24 protein-coding genes are annotated in these 22,769 nt (G+C 68.6%); 21 read left to right on the top strand and 3 right to left on the bottom strand.

Features of this window, described 5'->3' with window-relative positions:
* Nucleotides 1–11: 11 nt before the first annotated feature.
* Entirely contained in the window at nt 12–1,331 is a 1,320-nt protein-coding gene (locus SNE35_RS19470) for a DUF2130 domain-containing protein (RefSeq protein WP_320424649.1), read from the top strand.
* Between the two features lie 6 nt (nt 1,332–1,337).
* On the opposite strand, the gene SNE35_RS19465 is transcribed toward SNE35_RS19470, so the two are convergent.
* A complete protein-coding gene (locus tag SNE35_RS19465; protein WP_320424648.1) occupies nt 1,338–3,026 on the bottom strand; it encodes an electron transfer flavoprotein-ubiquinone oxidoreductase in 1,689 nt (562 codons plus the stop codon).
* Nucleotides 3,027–3,152: 126 nt separating this feature from the next.
* Here SNE35_RS19465 and SNE35_RS19460 point away from each other — a divergent pair, with 126 nt between their 5' ends.
* The 3 genes from SNE35_RS19460 (at nt 3,153) to SNE35_RS19450 (ending at nt 6,027) form a co-directional block, all read left to right on the top strand.
* Nucleotides 3,153–3,935: an SDR family oxidoreductase gene (locus SNE35_RS19460; RefSeq protein ID WP_320424647.1), complete on the top strand. Its 783-nt coding sequence runs from the start codon at nt 3,153–3,155 to the stop codon at nt 3,933–3,935.
* Between the two features lie 4 nt (nt 3,936–3,939).
* On the top strand, nt 3,940–4,608 hold the full coding sequence (locus SNE35_RS19455) for a YceH family protein (RefSeq protein WP_320424646.1): 669 nt from the start codon (nt 3,940–3,942) through the stop codon (nt 4,606–4,608).
* 108 nt (nt 4,609–4,716) lie between these two features.
* A complete protein-coding gene (locus SNE35_RS19450; protein WP_320424645.1) occupies nt 4,717–6,027 on the top strand; it encodes a cyanophycinase in 1,311 nt (436 codons plus the stop codon).
* A gap of 3 nt (nt 6,028–6,030) precedes the next feature.
* On the opposite strand, the gene SNE35_RS19445 is transcribed toward SNE35_RS19450, so the two are convergent.
* A complete protein-coding gene (locus tag SNE35_RS19445) occupies nt 6,031–6,825 on the bottom strand; it encodes a plasmid replication/partition related protein (protein WP_320424644.1) in 795 nt (264 codons plus the stop codon).
* A 329-nt stretch (nt 6,826–7,154) separates the two neighbouring features.
* On the opposite strand from SNE35_RS19445, the gene SNE35_RS19440 reads away from it, so the two are divergent.
* The 13 genes from SNE35_RS19440 to SNE35_RS19380 all read left to right on the top strand — a co-directional run bounded on the left by SNE35_RS19440 (nt 7,155) and on the right by SNE35_RS19380 (nt 17,808).
* Entirely contained in the window at nt 7,155–7,562 is a 408-nt protein-coding gene (locus tag SNE35_RS19440) for a DUF3224 domain-containing protein (protein ID WP_320424642.1), read from the top strand.
* A 110-nt stretch (nt 7,563–7,672) separates the two neighbouring features.
* Nucleotides 7,673–8,173 carry a hypothetical protein gene (locus tag SNE35_RS19435; RefSeq protein WP_320424641.1) on the top strand — a complete coding sequence of 167 codons (501 nt, stop codon included), beginning with the start codon at nt 7,673–7,675 and terminating at the stop codon, nt 8,171–8,173.
* A gap of 96 nt (nt 8,174–8,269) precedes the next feature.
* Nucleotides 8,270–8,875 carry a LysE family translocator gene (locus SNE35_RS19430; RefSeq protein WP_320424640.1) on the top strand — a complete coding sequence of 202 codons (606 nt, stop codon included), beginning with the start codon at nt 8,270–8,272 and terminating at the stop codon, nt 8,873–8,875.
* 17 nt (nt 8,876–8,892) lie between these two features.
* A complete protein-coding gene (locus SNE35_RS19425) occupies nt 8,893–9,369 on the top strand; it encodes a RidA family protein (RefSeq protein ID WP_320424639.1) in 477 nt (158 codons plus the stop codon).
* Nucleotides 9,370–9,378: 9 nt separating this feature from the next.
* Nucleotides 9,379–10,833: an aminotransferase-like domain-containing protein gene (locus tag SNE35_RS19420; protein WP_320424638.1), complete on the top strand. Its 1,455-nt coding sequence runs from the start codon at nt 9,379–9,381 to the stop codon at nt 10,831–10,833.
* The gene (locus SNE35_RS19415; RefSeq protein ID WP_320424637.1) at nt 10,830–11,258 is read left to right on the top strand and encodes an acyl-CoA thioesterase; all 429 of its coding nucleotides are present in this window, start codon (nt 10,830–10,832) and stop codon (nt 11,256–11,258) included. Before SNE35_RS19420 ends, SNE35_RS19415 begins: the two co-directional genes overlap by 4 nt.
* Nucleotides 11,251–11,769, top strand: coding sequence for a YbaK/EbsC family protein (locus SNE35_RS19410; protein WP_320424636.1), 519 nt, complete (start codon nt 11,251–11,253; stop codon nt 11,767–11,769). The genes SNE35_RS19415 and SNE35_RS19410 overlap by 8 nt, the downstream gene beginning before the upstream one ends.
* Entirely contained in the window at nt 11,661–11,978 is a 318-nt protein-coding gene (locus SNE35_RS19405; protein WP_431312771.1) for a DUF1289 domain-containing protein, read from the top strand. The genes SNE35_RS19410 and SNE35_RS19405 overlap by 109 nt, the downstream gene beginning before the upstream one ends.
* Complete coding sequence (locus SNE35_RS19400; RefSeq protein WP_320424635.1) at nt 11,978–12,628, top strand: 2-hydroxychromene-2-carboxylate isomerase; 651 nt, start codon at nt 11,978–11,980, stop codon at nt 12,626–12,628. The genes SNE35_RS19405 and SNE35_RS19400 overlap by 1 nt, the downstream gene beginning before the upstream one ends.
* Nucleotides 12,629–12,708: 80 nt before the next feature.
* Nucleotides 12,709–13,386: a response regulator transcription factor gene (locus SNE35_RS19395; RefSeq protein WP_320424634.1), complete on the top strand. Its 678-nt coding sequence runs from the start codon at nt 12,709–12,711 to the stop codon at nt 13,384–13,386.
* On the top strand, nt 13,352–15,256 hold the full coding sequence (locus SNE35_RS19390; RefSeq protein ID WP_320424633.1) for a sensor histidine kinase: 1,905 nt from the start codon (nt 13,352–13,354) through the stop codon (nt 15,254–15,256). Before SNE35_RS19395 ends, SNE35_RS19390 begins: the two co-directional genes overlap by 35 nt.
* 171 nt (nt 15,257–15,427) lie before the next feature.
* Complete coding sequence (locus SNE35_RS19385) at nt 15,428–17,086, top strand: MFS transporter (RefSeq protein WP_320424632.1); 1,659 nt, start codon at nt 15,428–15,430, stop codon at nt 17,084–17,086.
* A 77-nt stretch (nt 17,087–17,163) separates the two neighbouring features.
* Complete coding sequence (locus SNE35_RS19380) at nt 17,164–17,808, top strand: LysE/ArgO family amino acid transporter (protein ID WP_320424631.1); 645 nt, start codon at nt 17,164–17,166, stop codon at nt 17,806–17,808.
* Here the strand turns inward: SNE35_RS19380 and SNE35_RS19375 are convergent.
* Nucleotides 17,734–18,858, bottom strand: a complete 1,125-nt coding sequence (locus SNE35_RS19375) for a GGDEF domain-containing protein (protein WP_320424630.1) — start codon at nt 18,856–18,858, stop codon at nt 17,734–17,736. The genes SNE35_RS19380 and SNE35_RS19375 overlap by 75 nt on opposite strands.
* Nucleotides 18,859–19,195: 337 nt before the next feature.
* Here SNE35_RS19375 and SNE35_RS19370 point away from each other — a divergent pair, with 337 nt between their 5' ends.
* From SNE35_RS19370 to SNE35_RS19355, 4 genes are all read left to right on the top strand, one after another.
* The gene (locus SNE35_RS19370) at nt 19,196–20,281 is read left to right on the top strand and encodes an ABC transporter substrate-binding protein (protein WP_320424628.1); all 1,086 of its coding nucleotides are present in this window, start codon (nt 19,196–19,198) and stop codon (nt 20,279–20,281) included.
* Between the two features lie 37 nt (nt 20,282–20,318).
* Entirely contained in the window at nt 20,319–21,215 is an 897-nt protein-coding gene (locus tag SNE35_RS19365) for a DMT family transporter (protein ID WP_320424627.1), read from the top strand.
* Between the two features lie 16 nt (nt 21,216–21,231).
* Nucleotides 21,232–22,020 (top strand): SDR family oxidoreductase, encoded by a 789-nt coding sequence (locus SNE35_RS19360; RefSeq protein WP_320424626.1) that lies wholly within the window; start codon nt 21,232–21,234, stop codon nt 22,018–22,020.
* Between the two features lie 78 nt (nt 22,021–22,098).
* Entirely contained in the window at nt 22,099–22,764 is a 666-nt protein-coding gene (locus tag SNE35_RS19355; RefSeq protein ID WP_320424625.1) for a YiaD family glycine zipper/OmpA-like lipoprotein, read from the top strand.
* Nucleotides 22,765–22,769: the final 5 nt, after the last annotated feature.

The following is a 22,769-nucleotide window of genomic DNA, read 5'->3' as shown; positions in this document are numbered from 1 at the left end:
GCTATCCCGACATGAACGAGATCATCTGCCCGCACTGCCACAAGGCCTTCAAGATCGACGAGGCGGGCTATGCCGACATCCTCAAGCAGGTCCGCGACAGCGACTTCGACAAGCAGTTGCACGAGCGGCTCGAGCTGGCCGAGCAGGAGAAGCGCAACGCCGTCGAACTTGCCCGGGCCAAGCTCGCCGGCGAGCTGCAAAAGGCCGCCGCCACCAAGGACGCCGAGATCCAGGAACTGAAAGCCCGGCTCGATGCCGGTGAGGTCGCGCGCAAGCTCGCCGTGACCGAAGCGCTGAGCGCCGTCGAGAAGCAGCGCGATGCGCTCGCGAGCGAGCTGGCGCAGGCGAAGAACGACCGGCAGGCCGCGGCCCAGCAGGCCGAGCTGGCAAAGAGGCTGGCGATCAACGAGGCCGTCAGCGCGGTCGAGAAGGAGCGCGACGAGCTGAAGGGTGGCCTGGAGCGGGTGGCGCTGGAGAAGCAGCTCGCCGAGAAGTCGCTGAAGGACAAGTACGAGACGCAGATCAGGGATCGCGACGACGCGATCGAGCGGCTGCGCGACATGAAGGCCCGCCTGTCGACCAAGATGGTCGGCGAGACGCTGGAGCAGCACTGCGAGACCGAGTTCAACCGCATCCGCGCCACGGCCTTTCCGCGCGCCTACTTCGAGAAGGACAACGACGCGCGCACCGGCAGCAAGGGCGACTACATCTTCCGCGACTCGGACGAGGCGGGCACCGAGATCGTCTCGATCATGTTCGAGATGAAGAACGAGAGCGACCGCACCGCGACGAAGAACCGCAACGAGGATTTCCTGAAGGAACTCGACAAGGACCGCAGCGAGAAGGGCTGCGAATACGCGGTGCTGGTGTCACTGCTGGAGCCCGACAGCGAGCTCTACAACACCGGCATCGTGGACGTGTTCCACCGCTACCCGAAGATGTACGTGGTGCGCCCGCAGTTCTTCATCCCGATCATCACGCTGCTGCGCAACGCGGCGATGAACTCGCTGAAGTACAAGTCGGAGCTGGCGCTGGTGAAGGCGCAGAACATCGACATCACCAACTTCGAAGCGGAGCTGGAGACCTTCAAGACCGCATTCGCGAAGAACTACGACCTGGCCTCCCGGCGCTTCCAGACGGCGATCGACGAGATCGACAAGTCGATCGATCACCTGCAGAAGACGAAGGAAGCCCTGCTCGGCACCGACCGCAACCTGCGCCTGGCCAACGACAAGGCACAGGACGTGACGATCAAGAAGCTGAATCGCGGCAATCCGACGATGGCGGCCAAGTTCGCGGAGCTGAAGAACCGCGGTCCGGCCGAGGAGTGACGACGCTTACATCCCCGCGTAATTTGGTCCGCCGCCGCCCTCGGGGGTGACCCAAACGATGTTCTGCGTCGGGTCCTTGATGTCGCAGGTCTTGCAGTGCACGCAGTTCTGCGCGTTGATCTGCAGGCGCTCGCTGTTGTCGGCCTCGTTCTTGACGAACTCGTAGACGCCGGCCGGGCAGTAGCGGCTCTCGGGGCCGGCGTACTTTGCGAGGTTGATCTTCACCGGCACCGAAGGATCCTTCAGCGTCAGGTGGGCGGGCTGGTTCTCGGCGTGGTTGGTGTTCGAGACGAACACGGACGAGAGGCGGTCGAAGGTGAGCTTGCCGTCCGGCTTCGGGTAGTCGATCTTGGGCATCTCCGCCGCGGGGCGCAGGTACAGGTGATCGGCCTGGGCGCGGTGGATGGTCCACGGCGGGCTCTTGATGCCCAGCTTGGGCAGCAGCCACTGCTCGATGCCGGTCATCAGCGAGCCGACGGTGTTGCCCTTCTTGAACCACTGCTTGAAGTTGCGCGAGCGGTCCAGCTCGGCACGCAGCCAGCTCTGCTCGAATGCGGCGGGATAACTCGTCAGCTCATCGTGCTGGCGGCCGGCCTGAACGGCGTCGAACGCGGCCTCGGCCGCGAGCATGCCGGTCTTGATCGCGGCATGGCTGCCCTTGATGCGCGAGGCGTTCAGGTACCCGGCATCGCAGCCGATCAGCGCGCCGCCGGGGAACACCGTCTTGGGCAGGCTCAGCAGGCCGCCGGCCGTGATCGCGCGGGCGCCGTAGCTGATGCGCTTGCCGCCTTCGAGGTGGGCGCGGATGCTGGGGTGCGTCTTCCAGCGCTGCATTTCCTCGAACGGCGACAGCCAGGGGTTCTTGTAGTCCAGGCCGATGACGAAGCCCAAGGTCACCTTGTTGCCTTCGAGGTGGTACAGGAAGCCGCCGCCGTAGGTGTCGTTGTCCATCGGCCAGCCTGCGGTGTGCACGACGAGGCCGGGCTTGGCTTTGTCGGCCGGCACTTCCCACAGCTCCTTGACGCCGATCGCGTAGCTCTGCGGATCCTTGCCTTCGTCGAGCTTGAAGCGGGCGATCAGCTGCTTGCCCAGGTGGCCGCGCGCACCCTCGGCGAAGATCGTGTATTTGCCGCACAGCTCCATGCCGAGCTGGAACTCGTCGGTCGGCTCGCCTTCCTTGTTGAGGCCCATATTGCCGGTGGCCACACCGCGGACATTGCCCTGCTCGTCGTACAGCACCTCGGCGGCGGTGAAGCCCGGGAAGATCTCGACGCCCAGCGCCTCGGCCTGCTCGCCCAGCCATTTGGTGACGGTGCCCAGCGCGACGACGTAGTTGCCGTGGTTGTGCAGGCACTCGGGGATCAGCCATTGCGGCGTGGCGGTGGCGCCGTCCTTCGTGAGGAACAGCACCTCGTCGGCCGTCACCGGCTGGTTCAGCGGTGCGCCGAGTTCCTTCCAGTTCGGGAACAGCTCGGTGATGGCGATCGGGTCCATCACCGCGCCCGAGAGGATGTGCGCGCCCGGCTCCGAGCCCTTCTCCAGCACGACGACCGAGATCTCCTTCCCGGCCTTCGCGGCGAGCTGCTTCAGCCGGATCGCGGCGGACAGGCCGCCGGGGCCCGCGCCGACGATGACGACGTCGTAGTCCATGCTGTCGCGGGGACCAAATTGGGCGAGGAGTTCGGCGGAGGTCATGGGGATCCTTGTTGTCGATGTCATCGGGGCAGTGCTCCCCCTGAGTGCCGCTGGGGCGGGGCGAATTCTACTGGGGCGCCGAGGGCCGCATGCTATCGTTCCCAGGCATTCCGGAGGAGCGATTCCATGAGCTACAGCATTGACCTCGAAGGCCGCGTGGCCCTCGTCACCGGGGCCTCCAGCGGCCTCGGCGCGCAGTTCGCCAAGACCCTGGCCCGCGCCGGCGCCTGCGTCGTGCTGGCGGGCCGGCGCGTCGAGCGCCTGAAGACCTTGCGCAACGAGATCGAGGCCCAGGGCAGCAGCGCCCACGTCGTCGAGCTGGACGTGACGGACCTGGACAGCATCAAGGCCGCCGTCGCCCATGCGGAGACCGAGGTCGGCACGCTGGACATCCTGATCAACAACTCCGGCGTCAGCACGACGCAGCGGCTCGTCGACGTCAGCGCCGACGACTACGACTTCGTGATGGACACGAACGTGCGCGGCGCCTTCTTCGTCGCGCAGGAGGTCGGCAAGCGGATGCTGGCGCGCTCCCGCGGCGCGGCGCCCGGCACCTTCACCGGCGGGCGCATCGTCAACATCGCATCGATGGCCGGCCTGCGCGTGCTGAGCCAGATCGGCGTCTACGCGATGAGCAAGGCCGCGGTGATCCACATGACGCGGGCGATGGCGCTCGAATGGGGCAAGTTCGGCATCAATGTCAACGCGATCTGCCCCGGCTACATCACGACCGAGATCAACCAGCACCATTGGGGCACGGAGCAGGGCAAGAAGCTCGTGGATCTGCTGCCACGCAAGCGCGTCGGCCAGCCGCAGGACCTGGACACCGCGCTGATGATGCTGTGCGCCAACGAGAGCCATTTCATCAACGGCGCGGTGCTGCAGGCCGACGACGGCTTCGGAGTCTGAGCGGATGAGCCTGTGTACCCTGAGCGCGCTGGAGGCGCGCGTGCTGGCGGTCCTCGTCGAGAAGCAGGCCACGGTGCCCGACAGCTATCCGCTGTCGCTGAATGCGCTGACGATGGGCTGCAACCAGAAGACCTCGCGCGACGTGCAGATGAATGCCAGCGAGGCCGACGTGCTGGAGGCGCTGGACGAACTGAAGGCGATGCACCTGGTCAACACGGTCAGCGGCAGCCGCGTCGTGCGCTTCGAGCACAACGGCGCGCGCGGCTTAGGCGTGCCCGGCGCGGGCCTGGCCATCCTGACCCTGCTGATGCTGCGCGGCCCGCTGACCACGGCCGAGATCAAGATGCACACCGAGCGGCTGCACCGTTTCGCGGACCTGTCCTCGGTCGAAGGCTTTCTCGACGAGCTGGCCGGGCGCAGCCCGCCGTTTGTCGTCAAGCTGCCGCGTGCGGCCGGTGCGCGCGAGCCGCGCTGGGCGCATCTGCTGTGCGGGGAGGTCGTGGTGCCCGAGGGTTCCGCGGCGGCTGCCGGTGCCGCCGCGCTGCCGCGCGACGAGGAGATCGCCTTCCTGCGCGCCGAGCAGCAGCGGCTGAACGGCGAACTGGAGGCGCTGAAGGCGCTGGTGCAGCGAATTGCCGGCGAATTGGGGATGAACGAGCCCTCACGTGAATAAAGCCCGTCCTCTCATCCAAATGGAGGTTTGTGGCGTCAGGTCGGGTCGCTAGCATCGGGGTATCAACTGCCGGCTTGTGCCGGCCCGCCGATGGATCGAGGTGATGTGATGTACGCCTGCCTGCCGAATTCAGTTTCCACCCGGGTACGCCGCCTGCTCGCCAGTGCCGCCTTCCTGGGCGCCTGCCTGGTGGCGGCGCCGTCGACGGCGGCTCCCTCGCCCGACACGAGCGCGCGGCAGGGCACGGCGATCGTCATCGGCGGCGCGCTGCGCTTCGACAACCATGCGGTGTGGAAGCGCGTCGTCGACGAGGCGGGCGGCAAGGGCGCGCGCTTCGCGGTCTTCGGCACCGCTTCGGGCACTCCGGAGCTGAGCGCCGAGGAGATCGTCAATGCGCTGAACGCCCAGGGCGCCTACGCGGAATTCATCCCTGTCGCACCACGGCTTGCCGGCGCCAACCTGCAGCGCAACCTGAACGACGCGGCGCTGATCAACAAGGTGCGCAGTTCGCAGGGCATCTTCTTTTCCGGCGGCGCGCAGGAACTGATCGTCGACACCCTGCAGCCGGGCGGCCAGCAGAGCGCGATGTTGCAGGCGATCTGGGAGGTCTACCGCCGCGGCGGCGTCGTTGCCGGCAGCAGCGCGGGTGCGGCGGTGATGAGCACGACGATGTTCCGCGATGCACCCGATCCGCTGATGGTGCTGAAGGGCCAGCTGCGCGACGGGCGCGAGATGGACCAGGGCCTGGGCTTTGTCGGCCCGAACCTGTTCGTCGACCAGCATTTCCTCAAGCGCGGCCGCATCGGTCGGATGCTGCCGCTGATGGTGGCCAAGGACTACAAGCTGGGCGTCGGCATCGAGGAGAACAGCGCCATCGTGCTGCACGGCATGGAGATGGAAGTGATCGGCGCCAAGGGCGCGCTGCTGGTCGACCTGAACGGCGCCACCAGCGATCCGGCACTCGGCGCCTTCAACCTGCGCGGCGCGCAGCTGAGCTTCCTCGACCACGGCGACCGCTACAACCTGAGAACCGCGACGGCCATACCCTCAGCGGCCAAGAACCGCATGGTCAAGATGGATCCGCCGACCGGCGACGACGGCGCGGCGCTGGCCAACACGCCGCACTACCTGGACATCCTCGGCGACAACACGATCACCAACGCGATGGCTCGGCTGCTCTACGGCCAGCGCGTCGAGGTGCTGGGCCTGGCCTTCAATGCCGGCGCCCCTGCTTCGAGCCTGAACCCGGACCTCGGCTTCGAGTTCCGGCTCTACAAGGGCGAGGGCAGCGTCGGCTATGCCAACGTCGTCGCCCGCGGCGACGACAACTACTTCTACACGCTGCTGAAACTGCGGCTGGACGTGACGCCGGTCGTCGTCAAGCGGCCGCTCTATACGCCGCTGACTCCGCTGAACTGAGGCTCAGGCCTGCAGCGCAAGCAGCTGCTGCTTCAGCGCTGCGTTCTCGGCGCTCAGTTCGGCCACGGTGCGGCGCAGGCGCTGCAATTCCTCCTGCTCCGATTCGGGCGAGGCTTGCACCTCGCTAACGATAGCAGGCGCGGGAGCCTCATCGGCGGCTTCCTTCTTCGTCGACGGCTTCTTCTCCTCGCGCACCCGCTTCGCCGCCTCGCGCAACTCCTTCTTGCCGCCGGCCGCTGCGGCGGCCTGCTGCTCGGCGGGCAGCGTCGCCACCACGGCGGCGGCATTGATCGAGATCTCGCCCTGCTTGACCGCCTCGACCAGCTCCGGCGCGGCGCTTTTCTGGATCTTCTCGATCGCGATCACGGTGGCGCTGCTGATGCGCGCGGCCTTGGCAATGGACTCCCGCGTGTTCAGCTTCTCGGGCGGGGGCAGGGCGGCCTCCGGCGTGTCGACCGGCGCGATCGGCTTCTGCCGCCCGGCGAGGATCTCCTTCTTGCGCAGCGCCAGCACGCCGCGCTGGAAGTCCGACACGCTGCGTCGACCCAGGTGCTGGTCGATCATCCACAGGTGCACGTCTTCCATCGACTGGAAGCGCGTGTTCTGCACCGTCTGGAAGGGCAGGCCGTGCTTCTGGCAGATGCCGTGGCGGTTGTGGCCGTCCACCAGGATGTCGCCCCACAGCACCAGGGCGTCGCGGCAGCCTTCGGCCAGGATGCTGCGCTCCAGCGCCGCATGTTCGGCGGGCGTCAGGGGATCGATGTAGGCACGCAGTTCTTCGAGGACCGTGATGTTCATGAAAAGCCAGGGGGATACCGCAAAGGGGCGGCATTATCCTGGATCCGGCAGTCGAACGCGTCCGAGGGGCTGGCGAGGCGAAGCGCAGGCAAGGCGCGACGACGAAGTGGGCTCCTGCCCACGAGGAGAAGCAACGCAGCATGAGGTTCGTAGCGCCAGACCAGCGGGGGCGTAGCGCTGTTGCGTGGCAGGTGAGTCGTGTAGATCGGAGTATTCGTCGTGTTCGCAAGTCCTTGCTGATCATGACAAGCGGTCAACTGCCGGATCTAGGATCGCGTCCTGACCGCCCGCACAATCCCGCCGGCAACGAAACCAGGAGCGATCCGAACATGAGCACGACGACCATCACCGGTGACTTCGAGGTCAAGATGAGCCCGCAAGCGCAGGAGGGCGGGGCGGACGCACCCGGCCGCATGCTGCTGGACAAGCGCTACCGCGGGCCGCTGGAGGCCACGAGCGTCGGCCAGATGCTGGCGGTGCGCACGGCCGTCGAAGGCTCGGCCGGCTATGTGGCGATCGAAACCGTCACCGGCACCTTGGCCGGCCGGCAGGGCAGCTTCTCGCTGCAGCACAGCGGGACGATGGATCGCGGCAGGCCCAGCCTGTCGGTGACCGTGATCCCGGACAGTGGAACTAACGAGTTACGTGGGCTGACCGGGCGGATGGCGATCCGCATCGAGAGCGGACGGCATTTCTATGAATTCGACTACGCGCTCGACGGCACGTCGATTGCCTGACCGAGCCGTTCGCCTGACCGGAGGCTGACTCCAAAAGAGTATCCAATCGTTTCGCCGGGTGCACCGGCCCCCGGTCGAGCGCGTTGAACAGACCAGAAGGAGCTTGTGCCATGAAAAAACTCTTGATGTCCTCCCTGATCGGCCTTGCCGCCCTCGGTGCCTCCGTACCGGCAGCCCAGGCCGCCGACGTCGGTGTCTCGATCTCGGTCGGCGAACCGGGCTTCTACGGCCGCATCGATCTCGGCAATGCGCCGCGCCCGCAGCTGATCTACAGCCAGCCGGTCTGGGTCGAGCGCGGTCCGCAGCGGATGGAGCCGATCTACCTGCGCGTTCCGGTCGGCTACGAACGCAACTGGGGCCGTTACTGCCACCGCTACGACGCCTGCGGCCGCCCGGTCTACTTCGTGCGCGACAACTGGTATCGCAACGTCTACGCCCCGCACTACCGCGATCACTACTATCGCGACAGCTGGCACGAAGCGCGCCGCGACCGCGACCATGACGGCGTGCCCGACTACCGCGACCGCGATGGCGGCCATCGCCGTGACCGCGACAACGACGGCATCCCCGATCGCCGCGACCGCCACGATCACGACGACCACCGTCATTGATCCGCCGCTGTACCGCCCCGCGCGGCGGTACAGCGCAGTGGCGGCGCCGCACTCTTGTGCCTGGGCGCCGCGCCGCATGCCGCCTACGCTGGCGGCATGGAAAACACCTGGACCGAACTCCTCCCGCTGGCGAGCTACTGCTTCCTGATGTCCAGCACGCCGGGGCCCAACAACGTGATGTTGACGGCCGCCGGCGCCCGCCATGGCTACCGCAGCACCTTGCCGCACCTGGTCGGCATCAACGCTGGCGTAGCGCTGCAGACCTTCCTGATGTGCATCGGCCTCGGGCAGGTGTTCGTCGCCTGGCCCTGGCTGCACCACGTGCTGCGGATCGCCGGTTCGCTGTACCTGCTGGTGCTGGCCTGGCAACTGCTCGGCGCCGCGCCGGTCACCTCGGCACGTGAAGGGCAGCCGCTGTCCTTCGTCCACGGCGTGATGTTCCAGGCGGTCAATCCGAAGAGCTGGGTCAAGGCGCTGACGCTTGCCTCGGTGTTCATGCCCGCCGGCATGGCCTTGCTACCGGCGGCGGCGCTGGTGGCGGTGCTGGGCTGGATCATCGGCTTCCCGTGCTCGTCGATGTGGGTGCTGTTCGGCGTGGGCATCCGCCGCTGGTTGGCGAATCCGCTGCGCTGGCGCCTGTTCAACGCGATGATGGGTGGCAGCCTGTTCGTGATGGCCGTGCTGCTGTTGCGCGAGGCCTGACCTAGAGTGCCTGCACCATGACATCCGATGAACGATTCCTGGCCCTCGCACGCGAACTGGACTGCGACTTCAGCGGCGAGATCCGCATCGGCGGCAACTACGCGCCGATCGCGCAAGACGGCCGGCAGCTCTTCGTCAGCGGGCAGATCCCGCGCGTGGGTGACCGCGTGCTGCACGTCGGCGTGGCGGGCGCCGATATAGGCCTCGATGAAGCGAGGCGGGCGGCGGCCATCTGCGCGATGCGCGGTCTCGCGCTGCTGCAGCGCCGGGCCGGCTCGCTGGATGCGATCGGCGGCATCATGAGGATCACCGTGTTCGTCCGCAGCGCGCCGGAGTTCACCCAGCAGAGCGAGGTTGCCGACGGCGCCTCCGACGCGATCGCCCGCGTGCTCGGGCCGCGCGGCGCGCACAGCCGCACCTCGGTCGGCGTGCTGCAGTTGCCCAAAGGCGCGGTGACCGAGGTCGACATGATCGCGAGCCTCGGCCTTGCCTAAGATCCGCCGATGTTCCCGCTCGACCGCCAATCACCCACGCCGCTGACCGATCAAGTCGAGGCGCGCCTTTGCGAGCTGATGGCCAGCGGCCGCCTGCCGGCAGGCGCGCGGTTGCCGTCGATCCGCCAACTGGCTTCGACCTTGGCCGTCAGCCCGCAGACCATCGTCACCGCCTACGACCGCCTGGCTGCGCGCGGCCACATCGATTCGCGCGGTACCGCAGGTTTCTTCGTCCGCGCGGCGGCGGCGCCGTCGGACGAGGCCGCCGCCCAGTTGCTCGAAGCCGGCGAGGAGCAGGAACCGGTCTGGCTGGCACAGCAGGCCAACGACCAGCGCGCGGGCCGGTTGCTGGCCAGCAGCGGCGCCTTGCCGGCGGCCTGGCTTCAGGATGCGATCCCGGCCGCCGCGGTGCAGCGGGCGCTGGCCAACAGCGCCGCGGGCTTGGCCTCGCGCTGCCCGCCGCAGGGCCTGCCGGAGCTGCGCGAGCGGATAGCGCTGCTGATGCGGGCCCAGGGCATGCCGGTGGACGCCGGCCGCATCCTCACGACTTACGGCGCCACGCAGGCGATCGACCTGATCTGTCGCGCCTTCCTGCAGCCGGGCGACACGGTGCTGGTCGAGGACCCGGGCTACTTCCTGATGTTCGGCCGGCTGCGCCAGCAGGGCCTGCGTGTCGTGCCGATCACGCGGCGCGTCGACGGCATCGACCTGGCCGAACTGGAGGCCGCCTGCCACGAGCACCGGCCGCGCCTGCTGTTCGTGCAGTCGGTGCTGCACAACCCGACCGGCTGGGGCAGCAGCCCCGGCAACCTGCACCGCCTGCTGACCCTGGCGCAGCAGCACGGCTTCCTGATCGCCGAGGACGACGTGCACGGGCACTTCCATCCGGGCCAGGCGACGACGCGGCTGGCCGCGCTGGCCGGCTTCGAGCGGGTGATCTACTTCTCGTCCTTCGCCAAGGCCCTGAGCCCGGCGCTGCGGCTAGGCTATGTGGCGGCCGACCATGCGCTGCTGCGGCCGCTGTTGCGCGAAAAGATCCTCACCGTGCTGACGACGCCGGCGCTGAACGAATACGTGATGGCCGAGGCGCTGGCCACCGGCCGCTGGCGCAAGCACCTCGAGCGCCTGCAGCGCAAGCTGGTGACGGCGCGCAACGTCTGCATCCGCCAGCTCGGCGAGGCCGGCATCGCCTTCGATGCGCCGGGCGAGGGCGGGCTCTTCCTCTGGGGCCGGCTGCCCTCGGCCACTGATGCGGACCTGCTGGTGCAGGACGCCCTGCGCCACGGCTACGTGCTTGCCCGTGGCGCCAGCTTCAGCGCCGATGGCAGTCGGCCGAGTCCGCACATCCGCTTCAACGTCGTGCTGGCCCAGCACCTGGGCCTGGCCGCCTACTTGCGCGAGCGGCTTTTCGCGCAGGGTGAGGCGAGGGCAGTCCTCGAAGGGGCGCTTAAGATTTCCGGATGAATCGTTTCACGCTGGCCGTCCGCCCGCAGCCCGAGGACATCGACGGGCTCAATCACACGAACAACGCGGTCTACGTGCGCTGGTGCGAGCGCATCGGCTGGGCCCATTCCGAGGCGCTGGGCCTGAGCCTGGCGGACTATCACCGGATGGACCGCGCGATGGCGATCCGCCGCGCCGAGTACGACTACCTGCTGCCCACGCTGCTCGGTGAAGACCTGACCCTCACCACCTGGCTGACGCCCGGCGACGGCAAGCTGCAGATGGAGCGTTTCTTCGAGCTGAAGCGCGACGGCGATGGCGCGCTGATCATGCGCGGGCGCTGGGATCTGGTCTGCATCGAGATCGCCAGCGGCCGGCCGCGCCGCATGCCGCCGGAGTTCGTGGCGGCTTACGTTGCGGCTGCGGGAGAATCGGGCCATGACTAGCAACACCGATCGCCCTGAGCGTCCAGAAGGCTTCAAGCGCGTCAGCGCCGCCTTGGCCGAGCGCCAGCACCCGCGCGAGCCGCTGTGGCTCGAGGCCACCGCCCGCACCTCGCAGGAGGCCGCCGACGCGCTGGGCGTCAGCCTCGGCCAGATCGCCAAGTCGGTCGTGTTCCGCCGCAAGGCCGACGACACGGCGGTGATGGTGATCGCCTCGGGCGACCTGCGCGTCGACGAGAAGAAGCTCAAGGAGCACACCGGGCCGCTGGGCCGTGCCGATGCCGACTACGTCAAGGCGCGCACCGGTTTCTCGATCGGCGGGGTCTCGCCGCTGGGCTTCGCGCCGGCGGAAGGGCAGGGGCCGCTGGTCTTCATCGACCGCGAGCTGTTCCGCTTCGACGTGATCTGGGCTGCCGCCGGCCATCCGAACGGCGTGTTCCCGATGAGCCCGGATCAGCTCGTTGCGCTGACCGGCGCGCCGGTGATCGATGCGATGCAAGTGCCAGCGCCATGATCGCGTCGCCCTGCACCAACGTCTGCCGCATTCATGCCAAGACCGGTTGGTGCGAAGGCTGCGCGCGCACCATCGACGAGATCGTCGTCTGGAGCAATGCGCCCGACACGCTGAAGCAGCAGATTCTTGACAGCCTGCCGGCCCGCCGAGAGATCCTCGTCGAGCAGCACGCCGTCTTCACCGCCGCCGAACACCACGACATGCCCTGATGAAAACCATCACCTTCTACTTCGACCCGGTCTCGCCCTACGCCTACCTCGCCTTCGAGCACCTGCCCGAAGCGCTGCAGGGCCTCAGCTACGAGGTCGAATACCGGCCCATCCTGTTCGCCGCGCTGCTGCACGCGATCGGCCAGAAAGGCCCGGCCGAGATCGAGACCAAGCGCCAGTGGACCTTCCGCCAGGTCGCCTGGCAGGCCGACCAGCTCGGCATCCCGCTGCAAGTGCCGGCCGAGCACCCGTTCAATCCGCTGCCGCTGCTGCGCCTGCTGTGGGCCGCGCCGCAGATGCCCGGCGCCACGCCGAACCGGCTCCAGTGCGAGCAGGTGTTCCGTTATGCCTGGCAGGCCGGCGGCGCCAGCGCCACCGATCCGCAGCGTCTGCAGGCCTTGAAGGACGCGCTGGCGCCCAAGCAGGACCCGGCCGGCGAACCGGTCAAGGATCTGCTGCGCAACGAGACCGAGCGCGTGCTCAAACGTGGCGTCTTCGGCGTGCCGACCTTCGAGCTCGATGGCCGCCTGTTCTGGGGCCTCGATGCGCTGCCGATGCTGGCCGGCCAGCTGCGCGGAGACGACTGGTTCGCCGGCAAGGCCTGGGACCAGGCCGGTGCTTCGCGGCCAGGCGTGGTCCGTCGAGGCTAAGAGTTAGCCGCAGCGGGCGTACCGCGATCGCGTCACGCCCGCTGGCCGGGTCGCAAGCGGCCGGCCTACACTGCCCGCCCATGAAGCTGCGCGTGCTCATCGTCGATGACGACCCTGCGGTGCGGGAGCCCTTCGCCGCGGCCGTGGAGGCGAGCGACGACATGCAGGTGATCGGCCTGGCGGCTACGCTGGCGGAAGGTCGGCACCTGCTGCACAACGCGCGGCCCGACGTGATGCTGGTGGACCTCGGCCTGCCCGATGGCGACGGCAGCGAGCTGATCAAGGAAGCCCAGCGCGCGCTGCCCGACTGCGAGGCCATGGTCGTCACCGTGTTCGGCGATGAGGCCCATGTGCTGGCCGCGATCGAGGCCGGCGCCACCGGCTACCTGCTGAAGGACGCGACGCCCGCCGAGATCGTCGACCAGTTGCGCGTGCTTAAAGCCGGTGGCAGCCCGATCAATGCGGTGATCGCGCGCCAGATGCTGCGCCGCTCCGCTGCCTGGGCGCAGGCCGAGCGCAGCAGCCAGGAGTCCGCCGATGGCAATGCGGCGGACGACGCCGGCCTGCTGTCGCCGCGCGAGCGCGAGGTGCTGCAGCTTTGCGCCAAGGGCTACAGCTACGAGGAGATCGCGCCGCTGCTGAACGTCTCGCGCCACACGGTGACGAGCTTCGTCAAGCGCATCTACCGCAAGCTGCAGGTGCATTCACGAACCGAAGCGGTGTATGAAGCGCGGCGCATGGGCCTGCTGCGCGATTGAGGCGCTGCTGCTGGCCGCGGCGCTGCTGGGCCCGGCGCGGGCGGCGCCGGCCGAGCACCTGATGCAGGCACAGCGCTGCCTGGTGGACGTCACCGCCCCCGAGGCCGCCTCGCTGCCGGCCGATGTCGATGCCTGCTGGCAGCCGGTCGCGCTGCCCGATGTGTTCCGCCGCCCGGTGCAGGATCGGAACGCCGACGCGGTGCGGCAGGTCGCCTGGTACCGCTTCGCCTGGACGGTGCCAACCGACCTGCCGGCCGACACGCCGCTAGTCGTCTACGTGCCGCGCGTCGTGGCGCTACCGGTGGAGCTGTGGTGGCAGCGGCAGGAAGGGGGTTGGGTCGAGGTGTTCGACAACCAGACCGGCTTCATGGAGCAGTTCAACCGGCCGCTGTTGATGGCCCTGCCGCCCGGCGCGGCACGCGAGCCGCAGGTGCGTGTGACGCTGCGCGTGCCGAGCCGGGCGGGCCGCTACCACTCGCTGTCCACCGTCTGGATCGGCACCGAGGCCGCCCTGCGTGACCGACACGCGCTGCGCACGATGCTGCAGCAGACGCTGCCGGCCGCGTCCAGCCTGGCGCTGGCGCTGCTGGGCCTGCTGTCCTTCCTCGTGTGGCTGGGGCGGCGCGGCGAGCGCGGCTGGCTCGACTTCGCGGTGGTCGCACTGATCTGGCCGCTGCGCAATGCGCACCTGTTCATCAACCTGCCCGTCGACGACGATCTGTTCGACTGGTTCTGGTGGATGACGGTCGCGGCCGTCGGCTGGCTGATGCTGGCGACCTACCGCTTCGCCTTCCGCTTCGCCGAGGCGCAGCACAGCGGCCCGGCCTGGCAGCGGCGGCTTGAGCCGGTGCTGTGGGTGCTGGTCGTTGCCGGCTCGGTGGCCGGGATGCCGCTGCCGCTGCTGGAGGTGCCGATGCAGGCGATCTACATCGTCAACCTCGTCGTCGCGCTGGCGGTGACCTTGGTGCTGAGCCAACTGGCCTGGCATGGCAACCGCGAGCTGCGCGTGATGGTCGTCGCGCTGTGGCTGTGCCTCGCCTTCGCGGCACAGGACCTTCTGCTGTTGTCCAACCGCATCGGGCCGGAGGCGATCTACCTGCTGCCCTATGGCGCGCTGCTGGTGCTGGCGAGCTTTCTGTACGCGGCGCTGCGCCGCTTCACCGGCGCGCTGACGCAGGCGGAATCGGCCAGCCATGTGCTGGCCGAACGGCTGGCCGAGCGCGAGCGCGAGCTGGCGCTGCGTCACGAGCAACTGCGCGCTGCCGAGCGCGAACAGGCGCTGCTGCTGGAACGCCAGCGCCTGATGCGCGACATGCACGACGGCGTCGGCTCCCACCTGATCGCGCTGCTGCGCCTGGCCGAGAGCGGATCGGCCAGCGGGCCGGCGATGGCCGAGCTGCTGCGCGGCGCGATCGAGGACCTGCGCCTGACCATCGATTCGCTGGAGCCGCTGGAACACGACCTGGCGACCCTGCTGGCCACCCTGCGCCAGCGGGTCGGCCGGCGCCTGGACGGTGCCGGGCTGCGGCTCGAATGGGCGATGGACGACCTGCCGCCGCTGCCCTGGCTGGAACCCACGCAGGCGCTGCAGGTGCTGCGCGTGATCCAGGAGGCGATGAGCAATGCGATCAAGCATGCGCGGGCGCGCACCTTGCGCCTGTCGGCCCGGCGGCTCGATGAGGACGACGGGCGCATCGAAGTCTGCGTGGCCGATGACGGCTGCGGCTTCGACCCCGCCGAGGCGCCGGCCGGCCACGGCCTGGCCAGCATGCGCCAGCGCGCCGCCACGCTGGGTGGCGAACTGCTGCTCGACACGGCGCCCGGCCGCGGCGTGCGGCTGCGCCTGCTGCTGCCCGGGACTAACCCTTGATGCCCTGAGTTTTCCCGCATTGCGAAAGCGGGGCTGCGGGTTCGACCCGAGTTTGTCAGCTTAGATTCAGCGTCACGTCAGAAGGCTGTCAGAGGCCGACCGGATAGTGCGGGCACGGGAACCGCCGGGCGGCGGCTCTCCGTTCACGAATCAAAAGCGGAGACAACATCCATGGCAACTGCAAGCGCAGTCTCCACCAACACGCCGATGACGAGCGAAGAGAAGAAGGTCATCTTCGCCTCTTCGCTCGGCACCGTGTTCGAGTGGTACGACTTCTATCTCTACGGCACCCTGGCCGCGATCATCGGCAAGCAGTTCTTCACGCCGCTGGACCCGGCCTCGCGCGACATCTTCTCGCTGCTGGCCTTCGCCGCCGGCTTCCTGGTGCGCCCCTTCGGCGCGCTGGTGTTCGGCCGCCTCGGCGACATGATCGGCCGCAAGTACACCTTCCTGGTGACCATCCTGATCATGGGCCTGTCGACCTTCCTGGTCGGCGTGCTGCCCACCTTCGAGTCCATCGGCTGGGCCGCGCCGATCATCCTGATCGGCCTGCGCATGCTGCAGGGCCTGGCGCTCGGCGGCGAGTACGGCGGCGCGGCCACCTACGTGGCCGAGCACGCGCCGCACGGCAAGCGTGGCGCCTTCACCGCGTGGATTCAGACCACGGCGACCCTGGGCCTGTTCCTGTCGATCCTGGTGATCGTCGGCACGCGCACCGTGGTCGGCGAGGCCGAGTTCGCCAAGTGGGGCTGGCGCATCCCGTTCGTCGTCTCGGTGCTGCTGCTGGCGATCAGCGTGTGGATCCGCCTGAGCATGAACGAGTCGCCCGCCTTCCAGAAGATGAAGGCCGAGGGCAAGACCTCCAAGGCGCCGCTGTCCGAGTCCTTCGGCCAGTGGAAGAACCTGAAGATCGTGATCCTGGCACTGGTCGGCCTGACGATGGGCCAGGCGGTCGTCTGGTACACGGGCCAGTTCTACGCGCTGTTCTTCCTGACCGGCCCGCTGAAGGTCGACGGCAACACGGCGAACATCATGATCGCCATCGCGCTGGCCATCGGCACGCCCTTCTTCATCCTGTTCGGTTCGCTGTCGGACAAGATCGGCCGCAAGCCCATCATCATGGCCGGCTGCCTGATCGCCGCGCTGACCTACATGCCGCTGTTCGGCGCACTGACCAAGGCGGCCAACCCCGACCTGGCCGCGGCGCAGACCACGTCCAAGGTCGTCGTGACCGCCGATCCGGCCGAGTGCAGCTTCCAGTTCAACCCGACCGGCACGGCCAAGTTCACCAGCTCATGCGACGTCGCCAAGCAGGCGCTCGCCGCCGGCTCGGTCAGCTATGACACGGTGGATGCCCCGGGCAGCACGGCCAAGATCACGATCGGCGACAAGACGATCGATGCCTACTCCGCCAAGGATCCGGCTGCCAAGGACAAGGAAGCCGCGTTCAAGAAGGACCTGGCCGCCGCGCTGAAGGAGCACGGCTACCCGACCGGCAAGGCCGACGAGACCAAGATGAACAAGCCGATGATGGTCCTCATCCTCGTCGTGCTGGTCATCTACGTGACGATGGTCTACGGCCCGATCGCCGCGATGCTGGTGGAGATGTTCCCGACCCGCATCCGCTACACCTCGATGAGCCTGCCGTACCACATCGGCAACGGCTGGTTCGGCGGCCTGCTGCCCGCCACCGCGGTGGCCATCGTGGCGCAGACCGGCAATATGTACAACGGCCTCTGGTACCCGATCATCTTCGCCGCGATCACCTTCGTCGTCGGCATGCTGTTCGTCAAGGAAACCAAGGACGTCAACATCTACGCGGCCGACTGAGTCGCACCGATCGGCTGACGCTGAACCAAGCGGCCTGCGGGCCGCTTTTTTCATGGCCGCGGCCCTACAGTTGCCCGATGGCGGACTTGAACAACAGCGTGTCGTGGATGGCGGTGTCGGCGCAGGCCGTCGTGATCGGCTTGTCGATCGCGGCGCCGGTCGGCCCGATCGGATTGCTGACGATCCAGCGCAGCCTGGAGCGAGGGCGCGCGGCGGGCCTCGCCACGGGCCTGGGCGCGGCGGTGGCCGATGCGCTGTACGGCGCGCTGGGCGCCTACGGTGTCAGCAGCGTGATCGCGGCGATGAACAGCGCCCGCGTGCCGCTGAGCCTGGCGGGCGCGGCCTTCCTGCTCTGGATGGCCTGGGGGCTGTGGCGCAGCGAGCCGGGCGAGCCTGGCGAGTGGATGGCCGAGACGGCGGGCGGGCAGAGCCTGTGGGGCTACTTCGGCGGCACGATGCTGCTGACCTTGTCCAACCCGGCGACGATCTTTTCCTTCATGGCCGTGTTCGGCGCGCTCTCGGCACGCGCGGCCGAGGCGCCGCCGTGGCTGCTGGTGCTCGGCGTGTTCGTCGGCTCGGCGCTGTGGTGGCTGATGCTCAGCGCAATGGTGAGCCGCCTGCGCGAGCGCTTCGACCGCCGCTGGCGCCTACGCGTGCAGCGTGCCAGTGCGCTGCTGCTGACCGCGTTCGCCGCCTGGCAGCTGTGGGGACTGCGGGCCTGAACGGGCGGTGCTGTCCAGCACGCTGACGCGGTTGCGCCCGTCGCGCTTGGAGGCGTAGAGCGCCTGGTCGGCGCGCTCGAAGAAGGCGCCGGCGCCTTCGCCGCGCTGCATCTGCGTCAGGCCCAGGGAGATCGTGACGCGCGCGATGCACTCGTTCTGCTCGCCGCGCCGGATGCGGCCCAGGGCCACCTTCTGCCGCATCTGGTCGGCCAGTGCCTGCGCCTGCGCGAGCGTGGCGCAAGGCAGCAGCAGCGCGAACTCCTCGCCACCGATGCGCGCCGGCAGCGCGCCCTCCGGTGCGGCGACGCTCTTCAGCGTCTGCGCCACGGCGCGCAGCACCTGGTCGCCGAACACATGGCCGAAGCTGTCGTTGATCGCCTTGAAGTGATCGATGTCGCCCAGCATCAGCCAGGGCAGTTGCGCCGGCGTCTGCGGGGCGGCGGCGATGCACGCATCCAGCTGCTGCTCGAAGGCGCGGCGGTTGGCCAGGCCGGTGAGCGCATCGACGAAGGCTTCGTTGCGGGCGCGCTGCACCTCGTCGCGCAGCCGGCGGATCTCGCCCTGGCTGGCGTCGAGCTGCACCTGCAGCCGGTCCATCACCTGGCGGATCTCGCGCGTGTTGGCGACCACCTCCTGCAGCAGATCCGCCGGCGCGGGCTGTTGTTCTTCCTGCTGCACCTGATCCAACAACTGCTCGACCCAGCCGCCCAGCGAGGCATCGATCCGCGCCGCGTCCTCGCCGGCCTGGGCGGCCGAGGCCGCCATCGATTCGATCACCTGCGTGACGCCGTCGCTCAGCTGGCGCGCCGCCTCGTTGTCGGGCTCGGCCACGTGCTTGCGGAAGAGTGCCCAGGTCTGCGCGTCGTCCAGCGCGGCGCCGTGCTGGGTCAGCTCCTGCATGCGGCGGTTCAGGTCGGGATTGGTACCGCTGACGTACTCGTACCAGATCGCGTAGCTGACCGGGTGCAGCGCGGTGTTCTGGCGCGTCATCAGCGGCAGGGCGGCACGCAGGTGCTCAGCGCTGCGGGCCTTGCTGTCGAGGTACCTCATCTCCGTCTCTCCTATCAACGACGTCTCGGGCTCTTGTTGCCCGTTGCATCCTTGACGGCCGGTGCATGGGCTTGCGAAGGAACGCAGCGTAGTGCCTCGCAGCAGCGCTTGCCAGGGCATGTGCCGTGCCCGCCACGCGTCCGAGCGGGCTTCCGTCAACTAATGCATGAATAAAGCGGGTGCATGGGGCCGGGTCTTGCCTCGGCCCGCCAGTCGCGGTGTGCGGGTTTGTCCGGGCGTGGCATGCTGCGCCGCAGCGGAAGAATGCCGCCGATTCACAAACAGAACGTCGGATGGGAGGGTCGGAGCAATGTTGCGTCGAACAGTGGCGTTGGCCTTGGCTGCATGGCTCTTGGCCGCCGGCCCCGCAGGGGCCCAGATCCGCATCGGCCAGAGCGCCGCGTTCACCGGTCCCGCCGCGGCCAGCGTGCAGGAGGGCACCGAGGGTGCGCGGCTCTATCTCGACGCCGTCAATGCGCAGGGCGGCATCAAGGGCCAGCGCATCGAGCTGATCTCGATGGATGACCGCTACGACGCGCAAGTCGCCGTGGTGAACACCCGCAGCCTGATCGACCAGGGCGTGCTGGCAATGTTCCTGAGCCGCGGCACGGCGCCCACCCAGGCCATGCTGCCGCTGCTGGCCGAGCACAAGCTCGCGCTGGTGGCGCCCGGCACCGGTGCGCGCCAGTTGCGCGAGCCCTTCAATCCGTATGTCTTCAACCTGCGCGCCAGCTTCCAGCGCGAGGCCGAGCGGGCGATCCGCCACCTGGCCGGCATCGGCGTCAAGCGGCTCACGATCGTGCAGGCGTCCGACGACTTCGGCAGCGATGCCGGCACCGGCGCGCTGAAGGCGCTGGAGGCGCTGAACATGCGGGCCAGCGCGGTGCTGCGCTTCGATCCGCGCAAGCCCGAGCTGACGCCGCTGATGCAGCAGCTCGCCCGCGCGGATATGGAAGCCGTGCTGCTGATCGGGCCGGCCTATGCGGTGGTGGAGGGCGTGACGGCGCTGCGCGCAGCGGGCTCCAAGGCCCATGTGGCGACCTTGTCGAACAACGCCTCGGCCGACTTCGTCAAGGCGCTTGGCGACAACGCGCGCGGCGTCATCGTCACCCAGCTCTTCCCCTACGAGCGCTCGCAGACCACGCCGCTGGTGCGCGAAGCGCAGACGCTGGCCCGCGCACGCGGCCGCAGCGGCGAGCTGAGCCCGGCGGCGATCGAGGGCTTCGCCGCCGCGAAGCTGCTGGTCGAGGGGTTGCGTCGTGCGGGCAAGGACCTGAGCCGCGATGGCTTGCTGAAAGCTCTGGACAGCCTGCGCCAGGTCGACCTCGGCGGTCTGGAACTGAGCATCGGCCCGTCCAATCACGCCGGCCTCGATTTCACCGACATCTCCATCATCGGCGCCGACGGCAAATTCTGGCGCTGACCACGGGCCCCGGCCCTGCTGCCTAGAATCGGCAGCGATGTCGTATCCGCAAGAGAAGCCCCTGTGGCCCGGCCTGGCGCTCGCCTCGCTCGGCGCCGTCTGTTTCGCCGGCAAGGCCATCATCGTCAAGCTCGCCTACCGCCATGGCGTCGACGCGGTGACCTTGATCATGTTCCGCATGCTGTTCGCGCTGCCATTGTTCCTGGCGCTCTCCGCCTGGGCCGGCCGCGGCAAGCCGCCGCTGACGCGGCGCGACTGGATGGTGGTGGCGGGCCTCGGCTTCTCCGGTTACTACCTGGCCAGTTACCTGGACTTCGCGGGCCTGGCCTATGTGTCGGCGAGCTTCGAGCGGCTGATCCTGTACCTGAACCCGACCATCGTGCTCTTCCTCGGCGCGCTGCTGTTCGGTCGCCGCGTGACGGCGCGCCAGCTGGTGGCGCTCGCCGTCAGTTACTCGGGCGTGCTGCTCGTGTTCGGGCACGAGCTGCGCTTCCAGGGCAGCAACGTCTGGCTCGGCGCGGCGCTGGTGTTCGGCAGCGCGATCAGCTATGCGCTCTATCTCGTCTACAGCGGCGAAGAGGTGAAGCGCCTGGGCGCGCCGCGGCTGACGGGCCTGGCGACGACGGTGGCCTGCGGCTTCTGTATCGGCCAGTTCCTGCTGGTGCGTCCGCTCTCGGCGGCGCTGACGGTGCAGGCACCGGTGATCTGGTTGTCGATCCTGAACGCGGTGCTGTGCACCTTCGCGCCGGTCGTGATGGTGATGATGGCGATCGAGCGCATCGGCGCGACGATGGCGGCGCAGACGGGCATGATCGGCCCGATGTCGACGATCCTGATGGGCGTCGTCATCCTCGACGAGCCGTTCACCGGCTGGGTGGCGGCGGGAACGGTCCTGGTGATGGGCGGCGTCTGGCTGCTGACCAAATGGCGATAGAAAGAAGAGAAGCACGATGGATCTTGGATTGAACGGACGCTGGGCGCTGGTCTGCGCCGCCAGCAAGGGCCTGGGCCGCGGCTGTGCCGAGGCCTTGGTGCGCGAGGGCGCGAACGTGGTCATCACCGCCCGCGGCGCGGACGAATTGCAACGCACGGCCGAGGCCCTGCGGGCGCTGAACCCCGCCGCCGAGGTGCGCGCGGTGGCCGGCGACATCGCCACGCCCGAGGGCCGCGCCGCGGCGCTCGCGGCCTGCCCGCAGGTGGACATCCTCGTCAACAACGCCGGCGGCCCGCCGCCCGGCGACTTCCGCGACTGGGGCCGCGAGCAATGGATCGCCGCGCTGGACGCCAACATGCTGGCGCCGATCGAGCTGATCAAGGCCACCGTGGACGACATGGCCGCGCGCGACTTCGGCCGCGTCGTCAACATCACCTCGGGCGCGGTCAAGGCACCGATCGACGTACTGGGCCTGTCCAACGGCGCGCGCTCGGGCCTCACCGGCTTCGTGGCCGGCGTCGCACGCCAGCCGCGCCTGGCCGGGCGCAACGTGACGATCAACAACCTGCTGCCCGGCGCCTTCGACACCGAGCGCCTGCGCAAGGGCTGGGCCGCCGGCGCTGCACGCACCGGCCAGACCGTCGATGAGATCATGGACAAGCGCCGCGCGACGATCCCGGCCCAGCGCTTCGGCACTGCCGAGGAGTTCGGCCAGATCTGCGCGATGCTGTGCAGCGCACAGGCCGGCTACCTGACCGGGCAGAACATCCTGCTCGACGGCGGCGCCTACGCCGGCACCTTTTGAAGCACTTTCTTACCTCCTAGACCGACCCGTTCGCGTTCAAACTGGAGCTTGTATTTCATTGCCAAGGAAGGACCGATCATGATGACAAGCAAGAACCTGAGAATCATCGCCTGCGCAAGCGCCGTGCTGGTGCTGACCGCCTGTGCCGACATGTCGCCGCGCGACAAGGGCACGGCCCAGGGCGCAGGCATCGGCGCGCTGGGCGGCGCAGCGCTCGGCGCCCTGGTGGGCGGCGGCAACGGTGCGACCAAGGGCGCCGTGATCGGCGGCATCGCCGGCGCCATCGGCGGCAACATCTGGTCGAAGAAGCAGGAAGAACGCCAGCGCGCGCTGGAGCAGCAGACCCAGGGCACCGGCGTCGAAGTCACCCGCACGGCAGACAACCAGCTGAAGCTCAACATCCCGAGCGACATCTCCTTCGACGTCGGCCGCGCCGACATCAAGCCCAACCTTCGCGGCGTGCTCGACGACTTCGCCTACGGCCTGAAGGACGACGCAGCAGCCCGCGTTCGCATCGTCGGCCACACCGACAACACCGGCACCGATGCGATCAACGACCCGCTGTCGGAGCGGCGCGCGGAGAGCGTGCGGAACTACCTGGTGGATCGCGGCGTGAGCGGCGGGCGTATCGACACCGCGGGGCGTGGTGAGCGCGAGCCGATTGCGGACAACTCGACCGAGGCGGGGCGGGCGAAGAACCGGCGGGTGGAGATCTACATTCGCGAGCCGGAGCAGAAGGGCTGATCCGG

The organism is Roseateles agri, from assembly GCF_034043675.1.
In the GTDB taxonomy this organism is placed as follows: Bacteria; Pseudomonadota; Gammaproteobacteria; order Burkholderiales; family Burkholderiaceae_C; genus KK5.
This window is presented reverse-complemented; position numbering and strand designations above follow the sequence as displayed.

What these genes read in the sequence shown, in the direction of transcription:
- SNE35_RS19470 (WP_320424649.1), top strand. Translation starts at nt 12, where the DNA reads ATGAACGAGATCATCTGCCCGCACTGCCACAAGGCCTTCAAGATCGAC.
- SNE35_RS19465 (WP_320424648.1), bottom strand. Translation starts at nt 3,026, where the DNA reads ATGACCTCCGCCGAACTCCTCGCCCAATTTGGTCCCCGCGACAGCATG.
- SNE35_RS19460 (WP_320424647.1), top strand. Translation starts at nt 3,153, where the DNA reads ATGAGCTACAGCATTGACCTCGAAGGCCGCGTGGCCCTCGTCACCGGG.
- SNE35_RS19455 (WP_320424646.1), top strand. Translation starts at nt 3,940, where the DNA reads ATGAGCCTGTGTACCCTGAGCGCGCTGGAGGCGCGCGTGCTGGCGGTC.
- SNE35_RS19450 (WP_320424645.1), top strand. Translation starts at nt 4,717, where the DNA reads ATGTACGCCTGCCTGCCGAATTCAGTTTCCACCCGGGTACGCCGCCTG.
- SNE35_RS19445 (WP_320424644.1), bottom strand. Translation starts at nt 6,825, where the DNA reads ATGAACATCACGGTCCTCGAAGAACTGCGTGCCTACATCGATCCCCTG.
- SNE35_RS19440 (WP_320424642.1), top strand. Translation starts at nt 7,155, where the DNA reads ATGAGCACGACGACCATCACCGGTGACTTCGAGGTCAAGATGAGCCCG.
- SNE35_RS19435 (WP_320424641.1), top strand. Translation starts at nt 7,673, where the DNA reads ATGAAAAAACTCTTGATGTCCTCCCTGATCGGCCTTGCCGCCCTCGGT.
- SNE35_RS19430 (WP_320424640.1), top strand. Translation starts at nt 8,270, where the DNA reads ATGGAAAACACCTGGACCGAACTCCTCCCGCTGGCGAGCTACTGCTTC.
- SNE35_RS19425 (WP_320424639.1), top strand. Translation starts at nt 8,893, where the DNA reads ATGACATCCGATGAACGATTCCTGGCCCTCGCACGCGAACTGGACTGC.
- SNE35_RS19420 (WP_320424638.1), top strand. Translation starts at nt 9,379, where the DNA reads ATGTTCCCGCTCGACCGCCAATCACCCACGCCGCTGACCGATCAAGTC.
- SNE35_RS19415 (WP_320424637.1), top strand. Translation starts at nt 10,830, where the DNA reads ATGAATCGTTTCACGCTGGCCGTCCGCCCGCAGCCCGAGGACATCGAC.
- SNE35_RS19410 (WP_320424636.1), top strand. Translation starts at nt 11,251, where the DNA reads ATGACTAGCAACACCGATCGCCCTGAGCGTCCAGAAGGCTTCAAGCGC.
- SNE35_RS19400 (WP_320424635.1), top strand. Translation starts at nt 11,978, where the DNA reads ATGAAAACCATCACCTTCTACTTCGACCCGGTCTCGCCCTACGCCTAC.
- SNE35_RS19395 (WP_320424634.1), top strand. Translation starts at nt 12,709, where the DNA reads ATGAAGCTGCGCGTGCTCATCGTCGATGACGACCCTGCGGTGCGGGAG.
- SNE35_RS19390 (WP_320424633.1), top strand. Translation starts at nt 13,352, where the DNA reads ATGAAGCGCGGCGCATGGGCCTGCTGCGCGATTGAGGCGCTGCTGCTG.
- SNE35_RS19385 (WP_320424632.1), top strand. Translation starts at nt 15,428, where the DNA reads ATGGCAACTGCAAGCGCAGTCTCCACCAACACGCCGATGACGAGCGAA.
- SNE35_RS19380 (WP_320424631.1), top strand. Translation starts at nt 17,164, where the DNA reads ATGGCGGACTTGAACAACAGCGTGTCGTGGATGGCGGTGTCGGCGCAG.
- SNE35_RS19375 (WP_320424630.1), bottom strand. Translation starts at nt 18,858, where the DNA reads ATGAGGTACCTCGACAGCAAGGCCCGCAGCGCTGAGCACCTGCGTGCC.
- SNE35_RS19365 (WP_320424627.1), top strand. Translation starts at nt 20,319, where the DNA reads ATGTCGTATCCGCAAGAGAAGCCCCTGTGGCCCGGCCTGGCGCTCGCC.
- SNE35_RS19360 (WP_320424626.1), top strand. Translation starts at nt 21,232, where the DNA reads ATGGATCTTGGATTGAACGGACGCTGGGCGCTGGTCTGCGCCGCCAGC.
- SNE35_RS19355 (WP_320424625.1), top strand. Translation starts at nt 22,099, where the DNA reads ATGATGACAAGCAAGAACCTGAGAATCATCGCCTGCGCAAGCGCCGTG.